This window comes from Bordetella tumulicola, from assembly GCF_965138755.1.
GTDB classification, from domain to species: Bacteria; Pseudomonadota; Gammaproteobacteria; order Burkholderiales; family Burkholderiaceae_B; genus Bordetella_A; species Bordetella_A tumulicola.
The window spans coordinates 377,139-390,341 of sequence record NZ_CBCSFP010000003.1 but is presented as its reverse complement, the minus strand read 5'-3'; the positions used below and the strand labels follow the sequence as shown (position 1 = coordinate 390,341).

14 protein-coding genes and 1 pseudogene are annotated in these 13,203 nt (G+C 59.0%); 8 read left to right on the top strand and 7 right to left on the bottom strand.

What is annotated here, in order from left to right; translation table 11 throughout:
- The first annotated feature begins 169 nt into the window (after positions 1-169).
- Both ACNAZS_RS12150 and ACNAZS_RS12145 read left to right on the top strand, forming a co-directional pair.
- Positions 170-298, top strand: coding sequence for a hypothetical protein (locus ACNAZS_RS12150; RefSeq protein ID WP_415789490.1), 129 nt, complete (start codon positions 170-172; stop codon positions 296-298).
- 281 nt (positions 299-579) lie between these two features.
- Positions 580-1,515 (top strand): glycosyltransferase family 2 protein, encoded by a 936-nt coding sequence (locus ACNAZS_RS12145; RefSeq protein ID WP_415789488.1) that lies wholly within the window; start codon positions 580-582, stop codon positions 1,513-1,515.
- A 332-nt stretch (positions 1,516-1,847) separates the two neighbouring features.
- On the opposite strand, the gene ACNAZS_RS12140 is transcribed toward ACNAZS_RS12145, so the two are convergent.
- Both ACNAZS_RS12140 and ACNAZS_RS12135 read right to left on the bottom strand, forming a co-directional pair.
- Positions 1,848-2,390, bottom strand: a complete 543-nt coding sequence (locus ACNAZS_RS12140) for a hypothetical protein (RefSeq protein ID WP_415789486.1) — start codon at positions 2,388-2,390, stop codon at positions 1,848-1,850.
- 196 nt (positions 2,391-2,586) lie between these two features.
- Complete coding sequence (locus tag ACNAZS_RS12135; RefSeq protein WP_415789483.1) at positions 2,587-3,015, bottom strand: winged helix-turn-helix transcriptional regulator; 429 nt, start codon at positions 3,013-3,015, stop codon at positions 2,587-2,589.
- A 546-nt stretch (positions 3,016-3,561) separates the two neighbouring features.
- Here ACNAZS_RS12135 and ACNAZS_RS12130 point away from each other — a divergent pair.
- The 6 genes from ACNAZS_RS12130 to ACNAZS_RS12105 all read left to right on the top strand — a co-directional run bounded on the left by ACNAZS_RS12130 (position 3,562) and on the right by ACNAZS_RS12105 (position 9,161).
- A complete protein-coding gene (locus ACNAZS_RS12130) occupies positions 3,562-4,344 on the top strand; it encodes an SDR family oxidoreductase (RefSeq protein ID WP_415789655.1) in 783 nt (260 codons plus the stop codon).
- A 103-nt stretch (positions 4,345-4,447) separates the two neighbouring features.
- The gene (locus ACNAZS_RS12125; protein WP_415789480.1) at positions 4,448-5,353 is read left to right on the top strand and encodes an SDR family oxidoreductase; all 906 of its coding nucleotides are present in this window, start codon (positions 4,448-4,450) and stop codon (positions 5,351-5,353) included.
- A 125-nt stretch (positions 5,354-5,478) separates the two neighbouring features.
- Positions 5,479-6,387 (top strand): DMT family transporter, encoded by a 909-nt coding sequence (locus ACNAZS_RS12120; RefSeq protein ID WP_415789478.1) that lies wholly within the window; start codon positions 5,479-5,481, stop codon positions 6,385-6,387.
- A gap of 57 nt (positions 6,388-6,444) precedes the next feature.
- On the top strand, positions 6,445-8,118 hold the full coding sequence (ettA, locus tag ACNAZS_RS12115; RefSeq protein WP_415789475.1) for an energy-dependent translational throttle protein EttA: 1,674 nt from the start codon (positions 6,445-6,447) through the stop codon (positions 8,116-8,118).
- 12 nt (positions 8,119-8,130) lie between these two features.
- On the top strand, positions 8,131-8,664 hold the full coding sequence (locus ACNAZS_RS12110) for an isochorismatase family protein (protein WP_415789473.1): 534 nt from the start codon (positions 8,131-8,133) through the stop codon (positions 8,662-8,664).
- 272 nt (positions 8,665-8,936) lie between these two features.
- Positions 8,937-9,161, top strand: coding sequence for a glycine zipper 2TM domain-containing protein (locus tag ACNAZS_RS12105; RefSeq protein ID WP_415789471.1), 225 nt, complete (start codon positions 8,937-8,939; stop codon positions 9,159-9,161).
- Positions 9,162-9,272: 111 nt separating this feature from the next.
- On the opposite strand, the gene minE is transcribed toward ACNAZS_RS12105, so the two are convergent.
- From minE to ACNAZS_RS12080, 5 genes and pseudogenes are all read right to left on the bottom strand, one after another.
- The gene (minE, locus tag ACNAZS_RS12100) at positions 9,273-9,533 is read right to left on the bottom strand and encodes a cell division topological specificity factor MinE (RefSeq protein WP_415789469.1); all 261 of its coding nucleotides are present in this window, start codon (positions 9,531-9,533) and stop codon (positions 9,273-9,275) included.
- Positions 9,534-9,536: 3 nt separating this feature from the next.
- A complete protein-coding gene (gene minD, locus ACNAZS_RS12095) occupies positions 9,537-10,352 on the bottom strand; it encodes a septum site-determining protein MinD (RefSeq protein ID WP_415789467.1) in 816 nt (271 codons plus the stop codon).
- A 125-nt stretch (positions 10,353-10,477) separates the two neighbouring features.
- Positions 10,478-10,840: pseudogene (gene minC, locus ACNAZS_RS12090) on the bottom strand (septum site-determining protein MinC); the annotation flags it as partial.
- A gap of 2 nt (positions 10,841-10,842) precedes the next feature.
- Positions 10,843-11,314 (bottom strand): septum site-determining protein MinC (locus ACNAZS_RS12085; protein ID WP_462935899.1); only part of this gene is annotated, 472 nt, incomplete at its 3' end.
- Positions 11,315-11,323: 9 nt separating this feature from the next.
- A complete protein-coding gene (locus ACNAZS_RS12080; protein ID WP_415789465.1) occupies positions 11,324-13,087 on the bottom strand; it encodes a glutamine--tRNA ligase/YqeY domain fusion protein in 1,764 nt (587 codons plus the stop codon).
- Between the last annotated feature and the right edge of the window lie 116 nt (positions 13,088-13,203).

The following is a 13,203-nucleotide window of genomic DNA, read 5'->3' as shown; positions in this document are numbered from 1 at the left end:
GGACGATTGTCAGGGTTGATTTGGTAAGGAGCGGTTTTCGGGATAAAATGGCAAGTTATCTATTTTCTGCCACCAGCCTGTGGCCCTCTGTGTATGTCGCGTACCATTTGCGCATATGCCGGGAACGTCGGGCAGGTTTGGGCACCATCGAACCTTACCGGAGATCATCATGGCTGAGCGCAAACGCGTGCGTCGTAACACCCTGGAACGCCGTTGCCTGGGCAAGGCTTTCAAGCGTTTGTTCGTTAATTCCCCCAAGGGAATTTTCAAGATGCTGGAAAAGATCAAGCGCGTGTAATAAACGCGGTTTGACGAAAAAACCACCGATTATGTCGGTGGTTTTTTTTTGTCCAAAATTTTTTTTTGGGTTTTTGCGGCCCATTGCGCGGCTGTATTGAACGAATATGGGCCCGGGTTCGATAATTTTGTATCACCGCGGAACAACATGAAAAGTTTATTTGCAAAATTGAGGGATGGATTACATCGTAATTTTGCATATCCCCCTAAACTTGACGCTATCCTATACCGGCAAAACAAGCCAATCGCGGCTGCCGATGTTTACGCAAACTGTCTGACTGCATGAGTGAGCCTCGTTACGCGTTCACGATACTGACGCCCACTTATAACCGGGTAGCCACGCTGCATCGTGTGCATGAATCCTTAAAGCGACAGACCTGTCGGGATTTTGAGTGGTTGATCGTCGACGACGGGTCGACGGACCGTACGCATGATGCCGTACTGGCCTGGCAGGCGAAGTCGGATTTCCCGATTCGGTATGTCTGGCAACGAAATCAGCATAAAAAGACCGCGTTTAACCGCGGGGTGCGCGAGGCGCAGGGCGAGTTTGTCATCACGCTGGATAGCGATGACGAGATTCCGCCGGATTCGCTGCAAATTTTGAAAGACGCCTGGGAAAATATTCCATCAGATCAACGCGATAAGTATGTGGGCGTGACGGGTCTCTGCGCGCGACCGGATGGCGAGATTGTCGGGGATCGTTTCCCGCAAGATGTTTTTGATGCGTCGGCGGTGGATTTGTATTTCCGTTATCGCATCAAGGGTGAAAAATTCGGGAGTTTGCGCACGGAGGTGTTGCGCCGTTTTCCGTTTCCCGAGGAAGTAGCGGGTTTTGTGCCGGAGAGCTTGATCTGGTGGGCGATGGCGCGGGCGGGCTATCAGAACCGCTGTATTAATCAGGTGGTGCGTACGTATCACGCGAGCGAGGATGGTTTGAGTCGCGCACCGGTCTCGATACGGAATAATGCCCAGGGGCTGTATTTGCTAGCCTGGGATACGCTTGAGCATCACATGGATTGGTTTCGCTATCGGCCCAAGGATTTTCTGATGGCGGCGGCGCGCTATACCCGGTTCCGATTGGACCTGAAACATTCGGGCGTACCGACGGCGGTCCAAGCTTATCCGCTGACACAGCCCGTTGCGCGAATGCTTGTCGCGGTGATGTGGCCCGCGGGGTATGCGCTGCATCGGCGGGATCGGCGGCGGGGACTGACTTAGCGGTTGTTGGGTTGACGCTGCGGGGTTGGGTTCCGATTAGGTTCGATTGGGTTCTTTAGGCGCCCCTGTCCCGCCGGCCTCTCAATGGGTCGCGCCGGGCCAAATCGGCTCGGCTCGGGCGCATGCAGGCGCCCTCGGTCCCGCTGNGCGGGACTGCCCTCACCTCAAAAGGCCCGGCGCGACCCATTGAGAGGCCGGCGGGACAAGGGCTCGCGTTATCGGACTGCGCGTCCTGGCGTGGGCGCGCTGAGAGGAGAAAACAGTCCGCGTTATGGTTATTGGACTGTTGTGCGATGTCTCTCGCTTTTCGTTGACTCTCAGGGTGAGGCGGATTAGTGGTGGCGGTAGCCGGGGGGAGGGGTGTTGCCGTCCGGCTCGTCTTCGACGTCGCCCTCGTCATCATTGCCGTCTTCCTCATCCTCATCGTCGTCTTCCTCATCATCGTCATCGTCCGGCAATGGGTCGTCGGTGAGGGCGAAGGGGAGGACGTCTATCAGGTCGTCGGACCAGGCGGCTTCTTCGCCGTTTTGATCCAGTTTTATGAATCGCTCGCCTTCTGTGAGGGTGATTTGTATCGCCCAGAGGTAAAGACAGTCGTAGGCGTTGTTGTCGTTGGGATCGAGGCCGCCGCGGTTGCCGAGGAGGCGGGCTTGCGGGCCGCCCATCTGGATGTGGGGTTGTTCGTCGTCTTTGGCGTCTTGGGCGATGGGTGTGCCAAAGCTGACCCATTCGGTGCCTTCGTCGCCGAGGACGACTTCGGCCAAGACGGGCTTGCCGACGTAGGCGCTAAGAGCGTCCGCGGTTTTGGCGAGCATGTCGAGTTCTTTGGGGCTGAAGTGCGTTAATGAGGCCGGCGGCGTGGCGGAGGCGGTCATGGGGAGTTCCTGAATGGGGCGGCGAATGCGGGGTGGCGATTCGGTCGAAAGTGTATGAAAGCGATATTGTCGCGCGTTTTTTGCCTTGGGCTGCCTCAAGTCAAAAACGGCCCCTTGGGGGATGAGCCCGGATGGCACGAACCCGCTTGAGCAGTCCATCGTAGCGCCGTCGTGCATGAGGAGGCGTTGCGAACAACTATTGGCTGCTCCTTTTGCCATTGCGCTGGTCGTAGGCTGCACGGGCTTGCTCAATGACCTCCAAGCTTTGCTCAGCCCAGATCCACACGCCGCAAAATGCTGCGCCCAAGCCAAGGCCCAGATCCGTCAGTTGGTATTCCACTTTGGGCGGCACCACGGGGAAAACAGTGCGGGTCACCAGCCCTTCGCGTTCCATCTCGCGCAGCGTTTGCGTCAGCATCTTCTGGCTGATGCCGGTGACTCTCCCGGCTAACTGGGTGAAGCGCAGCGCGCCGTGTCCGGCCAGCACGTCGACGATGATCATCGTCCATTTGTCGGCCACCCGTGCGATGACTTCATTGACCAAGGCCTGTACGCGTGGGTCCGGGGGCTGCTCGGCGGCCAGTTTGGCTTGCATTTGGGCGTGTTTGACGAAATCGATGCTCATGCGTGTTCCTGTGGGTGCGGTGCTTCGGCCGTGTACCTGTGAAGGGAATTGGCGTTGTCCCTCGACGATTACTCCATTTCTTACCAGAAAGTCTGTATAGCACTTTCAGGTGCCTTCTTCCCAAAAGAGAGTATAGAAATTAATCTTCGCTTCGTCCATTGCTTGCCGGTGGCAAAAGGCGGTGGCCAGATGCCCGCAACGCGCTACGGATGGGTTGCTGCTGCTTGGCAATGCAGCTTCCGCCCCCTCTCCAGAAGGAAGAAAGATCATGCAAACCACAGAGAACACCATCCTTCTCACCGGCGATGGCTCCGGTATTGGCCGTGAACTGGCGCAGCGTCTGCACGCGCTGTGAAACACCGTCAGCCGGTGACCCGCCACAGCAAGGCACGCCCGTAGGTTCTGCTTTGCAATATCGATCCTTTTATGGAGTATCACGTGTCCTACAAAGACTTCACTTCACACGACCCGGCAAGTCCGGGCGGGGCATATCTCTCGCGCCGCAATCTGCTGCGCGCCGCCACCTTGGCTGCGCCTGTCGCGCTGCTGGCCAGCACCGCAAGTGCCGCGACTCCTGTCACGGCACCACCTGATGGCAACCCGTCCAAGGCGGCCTTGGTGACTGGCTCTTCACGTGGCATTGGCGCGACGACGGCTAAGCGTTTGGCGCAAGATGGCTACGCAGTAACGATCAACTACTTGAACAATCGGGATCTCGCACAACAAGTGGTGCGCGAGATCACCGATATGGGCGGAAAAGCCATATACGTGCAGGCGGATGTCAGCGATTCAGAAGCAGTGCGGCGTCTGTTTGATGCTCATCAAGAGGCGTTCGGGTCATTGAACGTGGTGGTAGCCAACGCCGGTATCCAGCGCCTGGGTACCTTCGCGCAGATGAGCGATGCCGACTACAACCGCCTGATCGACGTGAACATGAAAGGCTGTTTCCATACCCTGCGTGAAGCTTCGCGACGCGTGGTCGATGGCGGCCGCATCATGGCGCTGTCGTCAGGCACGGTGACGATGCGCCCACCTACCTACGGTGCCTATGCCGCTAGCAAGGCGGCGGTGGATGTGTTCGTGAACATTCTGGCCAAAGAGCTGGCGGGCCGAATGATATCCGTCAACGCGATCGCGCCAGGCACTACCAACACCACCTTGTTCACCGATGGCAAAACAGCCGAGCAAATCGCCGGCTTTGCCCGCCAGACGCCGCACCAGCGTTTGGGTGAGCCGCAAGACATTGCCAAGGTCGTTTCGATTCTGGCAAGTGAGCGAGGCGCGTGGATCAGCGGCCAAGTGGTCAATGCCAATGGCGGTTTGACCTAAATCGCGCTACGACGGCGCGCAAGGCCGCATCGATGGACGCCGCATGTCGGTCACCGCGCTTTTCCTGATTTTTCCGACCTTTTTGAAACGACGAGGAGCTGACATGTCAAAAGATATCATCGACACATCCACCGAGATTGAACACACAGGCCACTCGCGCCGTAACTTCCTGCGGGCATCGGCGTTGGCAGCGCCTGCGGCCATGTTGATGGGCGCTGGTAGCGCAGCTGCGGCAACGGCCGCGGCAGGCGCTACTGATGTCGGCATATCCAAACCCGCCAATGGCAAAGTGGCGCTGGTCACCGGCTCCTCACGCGGCATTGGTGCCGCAACGGCCAAACAGTTGGCCGCCGATGGTTACAGCGTGACGGTCAACTATCTGACCAACCAAGCGCTGGCCGAGGCGGTGGTTGCACACATCACCCAGGCGGGCGGCAAGGCGATCAGCGTACAGGCTGACGTCAGCGATCCGGAGGCAGTGCGCCGCTTGTTTGCGGCCACCCAGCAAGCATTTGGCGGCGTGGATGTGGTAGTGAGCAACGCCGGTATCATGCGCCTGGCGCCATTCGCCCAAATACGCGATGCTGATTTCGACCGGATGATCGCGGTAAACATCAAGGGCAGCTTCAACGTGTTACGTGAAGCCGCCCAGCAGGTGCGAGATGGTGGCCGCATCATCGCCTTGTCTTCCAGCATCACCAAGCTGCGCAGCCCGACCTATGGCCCATACGCGGCCTCCAAAGCGGCGCAAGATTTGTTTGCCAGCGTGTTGGCCAAGGAGCTGGAAGGCCGCAATATTTCAGTCAACGCGATTGCGCCGGGCTTGGTGAACACCACCTTGTTCACCGATGGCAAAACAGAGGTGCAAATCGCGGGCTTCGCGCAGCGCACGCCGCACAAGCGTTTGGGCGAGCCGGAAGATATTGCCCAGGTGATTTCCACGCTGTGCAGCAATGACGGCTGGTGGATCAATGGCCAAACCGTGTTTGCCAACGGCGGTATTGTCTGATGGCTGGGGAATCCGAGCGGCCTGCCCGCCGTGAGGTGGACAGCAAGCCCAAGACGCGGTTTGTGGCGATGAATTGGGTGCGAGAGCAGTAATATCCCGGCTTTGCTTGCGGAAGGTGGGATGTGATGTCGAATGCTGTTGCCGTGCCGTCTATGCGCTATATGTTGTTTCCCCTGTCGGCGGTGTTGATCTGGTCGATGAATATGGTGGTGACGAAGATGGCGGCGGGGGTGATTGAGCCGGCTTCGATCGGGTTTTATCGGTGGGCGTTGGCCGCGGCGTTGTTGACCCCTTTTGTTTTGCCGAGTGTGGTGCGCGACTGGCGGGTGATTGTGCCGGCGTTGGGCAAGCTGGCGGTGTTGGGTGCGCTGGGCATGGCGGTGTATCAAGGGCTGATTTATGTGGCGGCGGAGACGACGACCGCGACCCATATGGGCATTATTACGGCGATGGTGCCTCTGCTGACGATTGTGTTGGTATGTGTGGTGCTGCGGGAGTGGCCGACCTGGGCGGCTGTGGCGGGCGGCGTGTTGTCGCTGTTGGGGTTGGGGGTGTTGTTGAGCGAGGGGGATCCTTTACGGTTGCTGGAGGTGGGTGGCAGCCGGGGGGATGCGTTGATGGGCGTCGCGGCGCTTGCTTATGCGACGTATGGGGTTTTGCTGCGTCGCTGGCCGTTGCCTATCAAGGTGTGGCAGTCGCTCTATGTGCAGATATTGTTCGGGTTGTTGTTTCAGTTGCCGGTGTTTTTGCTGTCGGTAGCGTCGCCCTTGACTGACGCGAATATTCCGCTGGTGCTGTATGCGGGGATTTTTCCGTCGCTGTTTGCGCCGTATTTGTGGATGCAGGCGGTGCAGTATCTGGGGCCGAACCGGTCAAGTATTTTTCTGAATTTGATGCCGGTGGGCACGGTGGCTATTGCGGCGGCGATGTTGGGGGAGGTGCCGCACGGTTATCACATTGTGGGAGGGATGATGGCGCTGGCGGGTGTAATGCTCGCGCAGTGGCGGCCTCGGCCGGCGGCGCGGCCGGCTTGAGGCAATCCGGCCTACAATCATGGCTTCTAGTTGATCCGTCTATTTACATACGAGCCCATGGCCCAATACGTTTACTCCATGAATCGCGTCGGCAAAATCGTGCCGCCGAAACGCCAGATTTTGCGTGATATTTCTCTTTCGTTTTTTCCCGGCGCCAAGATCGGCGTGCTGGGCCTGAACGGGTCGGGCAAGTCGACGTTGCTCAAGATCATGGCCGGCGTGGACAAGGATATCGAAGGCGAAGCCGTGCCCATGCCGGGCTTGAACATCGGGTACTTGCCGCAAGAGCCGCAATTGGACCCCGAACATACGGTGCGCCAAGCCGTCGAAGAAGGTCTGGGGGCGGTGGTGCAGGCCAAGAAACGCCTGGATGAGGTGTACGCTGCCTATGCCGAGCCAGATGCGGATTTTGACGCGTTGGCGGCCGAGCAGGCCGACCTTGAGGCGGTGATTGCCGCAGCGGCATCCAGTGGCGCCGACGATATTGAACACCAGATGGAAATCGCCGCGGATGCGTTGCGCTTGCCGCCCTGGGAGGCGACAGTGGGCAACCTGTCGGGCGGTGAAAAGCGCCGCGTGGCGTTGTGCCGTTTGCTGCTGTCCAAGCCCGATATGCTGCTGCTGGACGAGCCGACCAACCACCTGGATGCCGAAAGCGTAGAGTGGCTCGAACAATTCCTGCATAAATTCCCTGGCACGGTGGTGGGCGTGACCCACGATCGTTATTTCCTGGATAACGCGGCCGAGTGGATTCTGGAGCTCGATCGCGGTTACGGTATTCCCTGGAAGGGCAATTACAGTTCCTGGCTCGAGCAAAAGGACGCTCGCCTCAAACAGGAAGAGTCTTCCGAATCGGCACGCCAAAAGACAATCAAGAAGGAACTCGAATGGGTGCGTCAAAACCCCAAGGGGCGTCAGGCCAAGGCCAAGGCGCGTTTGGCGCGGTTTGAGGAACTGTCATCGTACGAATACCAAAAGCGCAATGAAACCCAGGAAATTTTCATTCCAGTCGGCGAGCGTCTCGGTAACGAGGTTATCGAGTTCAATAACGTCAGCAAGGCCTACGGCGATCGTTTGCTGATCGACAACCTGAGCTTCAAGGTGCCGCCAGGCGCGATTGTGGGCATCATCGGCGCCAACGGCGCCGGTAAGTCAACGTTGTTTCGCATGATCTCCGGCCGCGAGCAGCCGGATTCGGGCAGTGTGACGCTGGGTCAGACGGTGCAGGTGGCGTTTGTCGATCAGTCGCGCGATTCGCTGCAAGACGCCAAGACCGTGTTCGACGCGGTCGCCGATGGTGCTGATTTGCTGACGGTTGGCAAGTTCGAAATGTCGTCGCGCGCTTATCTCGGTCGCTTTAATTTCAAGGGCGCGGATCAGAACAAGGTCGTCGGGCAGTTGTCAGGCGGCGAGCGTGGCCGCCTGCATCTGGCCAAGACGCTGGTCGCGGGCGGTAACGTCCTGCTGCTGGACGAACCCTCTAACGATCTGGACGTGGAAACGTTGCGGGCGCTCGAGGATGCCTTGCTGGAGTTCCCCGGCAGCGTCATGGTGATCAGCCATGATCGTTGGTTCTTGGATCGTATCGCGACTCATATCCTGGCGTTCGAGGGTGATTCGCAAGTGGTGTTTTTTGACGGCAACTATCAAGAATACGAAGCCGACAAGAAACGTCGCCTGGGCGAAGAAGGCGCCAAGCCGCGTCGTCTGCGCTACAAGGCACTGAAGTAAGCCGGGGCCGCCATGTTGCTGCGAGCTGCCGATTCAACCTTATTGATTGTGGACATGCAGGAACGTCTGCAGCCCGCGATCATGAACGGGGAGGCGTCGGCGGCGACGGCCTGCAAGTTGGCGCAGGGCGCTCGGCTGCTGGAGGTCCCGGTGGTGGCGACCGAGCACAATCGCTCGGCGCTGGGCGCGACGATTGCGTCCCTGAACGATTCGGTACAGGCGGTGTTTCAAAAACGGCATTTTTCAGCGATGGGTGAGCCAGGCTTCGAGGCTTGGTTGCCACCGGCGCGACGCACGATCCTGGTCGCCGGCTGGGAGGCTCATGTGTGTGTGCTGCAAACGATCATGGGCCTGCTCGCGCTGGATTATCGCGCGGTGCTGGTGGCGGATGCGGCGGGATCGCGTCGTGCATCGGATCAGCATGCGGGCTTGCGGCGCATGCGCGCCGCCGGAGCAACGGTCATCACAGCCGAGATGGCCCTGTTCGAATGGCTGGAGAGCTGCGACCATCCGCGTTTTCGTGATGTGTTACGACTGGTGAAATAAGCCCGACAAGCGGCAACGTTTCGCGTCTATATCAGGGTTTATACCTACGCATCGATACAATTTATGGTGATCCCTCACAGCTAGGCAGTGCACTTTCTGCGATGCTGTGTGTTCGTAGTAATACGGGGAATATTGTATATAGGCGAACCCGGCTCGATCCAGGTTTGTGAGCTTTCCCGGGCGAAGGTGCCCCACGCTTGCCATGATGTGGCGAGGTTGTCCCAGGATATGTTGTCTTGGAACGGTCCGGTGGCAAAAACAGGAGTCTCATTATGACGAAAATCGGAACTATCTCAAAAATTGTAATGACGGTCGTGCTGGCCGCATCTGCCGCGGGCTGTTCGTCCTGGGATCGCATGAGCCATCGAGATAAGGCCACCGTGGGTGGCGCGGCCGCAGGCGGCCTGGCCGGGGCCGTGATTACGAACGGCGGCGTGCTGGGGACTGTCGGGGGCGCCGCATTGGGTGGCATCATCGGGAACCAGGTTGGCAAGTAGGGAGCACGGTAAGTAGCGTCCTGCGCACCTGATATGCCCGAATACAGCAAGGCCCCGGCAGAAAAATCTGCCGGGGCCTTGTGTTGTATGGGACAACAAAAGTCGCCGTGGTCAGGCTTCTTTTTGGGGCATTTCGATTTTGACTTCCAGGACTTCGAGTGTGTCCTGGCGTTCCAGGTGCACCCGGATGTCCTCAGGGTTGATGTTCACGTATTTGGAAATAACGGCGATCAGCTCTTGCTGTAATTGTGGCAAGTAGTCGGGCGATGAGCCGCGACCCGTACGTTCGTGTGCCAGGATAATCTGCAGGCGTTCTTTGGCGACTACAGCCGAAGTTTTTTTCTGCCCAAGCAGAAACGACAGGAAGGACATCGCTTACTTTCCTCCGAACAGGCGTTTGAGGAGGCTGGGTTTGTTGTAATCCGTAAAACGCAGCGGTTTTTCTTCACCCAGGTAACGAGCCACGACGTCTTTATAAGCCTCGGCGACGTCGGTTTCGCGCAAATGAATGGCAGGCACGCCCTGGTTGGAGGCTTGTAGTACGGACTCTGATTCCGGAATGACGCCGATCAGCTTGATGCGAAGAATGTCTTCGATGTCGCCGAGGGACAGCATTTCGCCGTCATTGACACGCTTGGGGTTGTAGCGCGTCAGCAGCAGGAACTCTTTGACGGGCTCGTCGGCTTCGATGGCGCGGCGAGATTTGGCGGCCAGAATGCCCAGAATGCGATCGGAGTCGCGTACCGAGGAGACTTCGGGGTTGGTCACCACCAATGCGTCATCCGCGAAATAGGCGGCCATCAGGGCACCTGCTTCGATACCGGCGGGCGAGTCGCAAACGATGTAATCGAAGCCCATTTCTTTGAGCTCGTTGATGACTTTCTCAACGCCCTCCTGGCTGAGCGCGTCTTTGTCGCGCGTTTGCGACGCTGGCAAGATGAACAGATTTTCCAGCTGCTTGTCTTTGATCAGCGTCTGCTTGAGCGAAGCCTCGCCCTGGATGACGTTGACGAAGTCATACACGACGCGACGTTCGCAGCCCATGATGAGATCCAGGTTGCGCAGGCCGACGTCAAAGTCGATGACGACGGTTTTGTGGCCGCGCATGGCCAGGCCGGAGGAAAAGCTGGCGCTGGTGGTCGTTTTGCCGACCCCGCCTTTTCCGGAAGTCACCACCACAATTCGTGTCATGACTAATTAACCTTTATGTTCGAGGAAATCGCGTTATCGTAAAGCAAAAAGCACTGTAAGGCTTTTTACAAGTTGTAGGTCTCGCTAACGGTACGGTGTACCGAGGCGAATCCGCGTGGTGTTGCTTATTTTTTTAATGCATCGACGCTGAGTGTTTCGTTGTCGAGATAGACCAGAGCAGGCTGGTTATGCAGCGCGCTGTCGAGCTTCGCTTCTACCACACGGTAGACACCCGCGATGGCGAGAAGCTCGGCGTCAAGCTGGGTCGTGAAAATCCGTGCGGACGTATCACCGCGCGCACCGGCCATGGCTTTGCCGCGCAAGGGGCCATAGACGTGCACATTGCCATCGGCAATGACTTCGGCGCCTTGGCTCACCATACCGATCACGACCAGATCCGTATGCCGTGCATAAACACGCTGACCCGAGCGCAGGGGCTTTGTGATGACCAGCGCGGTGGTGGGCAGGGGCTCGGGCTGCGCGGAAGCNNCCGCGCTGGCTGCGGCGGCCTTGGCGTCTGTGGCCTCGGCATCGGCGGGTCCTGGCTCGCTTGGCTTGGCGGCATTCGTCGTCGGATCCTTGGCCGCCACACTAGGTACGGGTGTCGCGACGGAGGCTGAGGCCATTTCGACGGTGGCGGCAGGACGTGCCACCGGTGTGGACAGTTCGACGGGCGTGAGGCCCGCGGCCTGGGCGGACGTGAGGTTGTCCCCCTCGGCGATCACCCCAATGGGTGGCAGATTGTGGCCGCGCAGCGCGGCGATCAGGGCGGTCCAGTCGACAGGGTCCGTCACGCGGCTGGCATCTACGACGACAGGTTCGTTTTCAAAGAAACTGCCGGCGTCGGCCATGCGTTGATCGAGCGCGGTGGACAAATGTGTCAGATCGGCGCTATGCAGGACCACGCGTATGGCATACAGCGTGGCACTTTTGAAATCCAGGGCTAGGGAATCGGTAGTCATAGTTATCAATCAGGCCGTGGCCCAGGAGTCGCGCAGGGTCACGATGCGGTTGAGTACCGGGGCGTCAGGCGTGGAGTCTTGGCTGTCTGCGGTGAAATAGCCCAGCCGTTCAAATTGCCAGGTGGCACCGGGCGTGGCCACGGTACCCGGCTCTAGCCAGGCATCGACCGTTTTGCGCGAGTTCGGGTTCAGGCAGGTCAGAAAGTCCTTATCGCCGGCATCTGGGTGGGGATCAGAAAACAGACGGTCGTACAAATGGACGCGAGCCGGCACGGCATGTGCGGCGCTGACCCATGTGATGTTGCCCTTGACCTTGACGCTGTCGGCGCCGGGCGTGCCGCTCTTGGTGTCGGGCAGGTATTCGGCCTGAACCTCGGTAATCTGGCCGGACTCATCTTTAGTGAAACCGGTGCAGCGTACGACATAGCCGTATTTCAGGCGGACGGTGTTGCCCGGGAACAGGCGGAAGTACTTCTTTGGCGGTTCTTCGCGGAAGTCGTCGCGCTCGATCCAGAGCTCGCGCGAGAAGGGAAACTCGCGTTTGCCGGCTGCTGGGTCGTGAGGGTTTGTGGGGGCCGAGCAAAGCTCTTCCTGGCCCGCCGGATAGTTGGTGATGACCAATTTGACGGGGTCCAGCACGGCCACCGAACGGGCGGCGATGGGATCCAGGTCGTCGCGGACGGCTTGTTCGAGCAGGCTGTAGTCGATGCGAGAGTCGGATTTGGAGACGGCCGTGCGATCGCAGAACAGCCGGATGGCCGCGGCGGTGTAGCCGCGCCGACGCAGACCGAACAGTGTCGGCATGCGCGGGTCATCCCAGCCGTCGACGTACCCTTCGCGCACCAGTTGCAGCAATTTACGTTTGCTGGTGACGACGTAGCTCAGGTTCAGGCGCGCGAATTCGTATTGGCGCGGCAAAGGATGGCTTAGTTTGCCCAATTCGGCCAAGCGCGCCAGGATCCAGTCATAGAACGGGCGTTGGTCTTCGAATTCCAGGGTACAGATGCTGTGGGTGATGCCTTCCAGGGCGTCTTCGACCGGGTGTGCCCAACTGTACATCGGGTAGATGCACCATTTGTTGCCGGTACGGTGGTGGGTGACGTGTCGCACGCGATACATGACAGGATCGCGCAGATTGATATTCGGCGAGGTCATGTCGATTTTGGCGCGCAACACCAGGCTGCCGTCGGGGTACTTGCCGTCGCGCATGTCCGCCAGCAAGGTAAGCGACTCGGCGGCAGGACGGTCACGCCAGGGCGACGCCGTACCCGGTTCGGTCAGGGTGCCGCGGTTCAGGCGGATCTGCTCGGGTGTTTGCTCGTCGACGTAGGCGTGGCCGGCCTGCACCAGCGCCTGGGCGAATTCGTACATGAACTCGAAGTAGTCGCTGGCGAAATACAGGTTATCGTTGCCGTCGGCTTTCCAGTCGAAACCCAGCCAGTGCACGGCCTCGGCGATGGCATCGACGTATTCCTGGTCCTCTTTTTCGGGATTGGTGTCGTCAAAGCGCAGATGGCAAACCCCCCCGTATTCGCGCGCCAGACCGAAGTTGACGCAGATGCTCTTGGCGTGGCCAATGTGCAAATAGCCGTTGGGCTCGGGCGGGAACCGAGTGCGGATCCGCGCGGGATCAGGCTCGCCTTGAGACTGTACCGAGGCGGGACCGGGCACACCGGCCCAGCGCTTACCTTGGTAGCGGTTGGCCTGCAGGTCATCGTCGATGATGTTGCGCAGAAAGTTGGTGGCGGCAGACGTGGTGGGGGCGGTGGTCATGCTCAATGGAATAAGTAAATGCAGCAGCAAAGCGTCAATTTTGCCACGTTCAGCTGAAGGTGCCGTCGTAAACCCGTCTCCCACGTATCGAAAACAGGCTCTACACTACCGGCCAT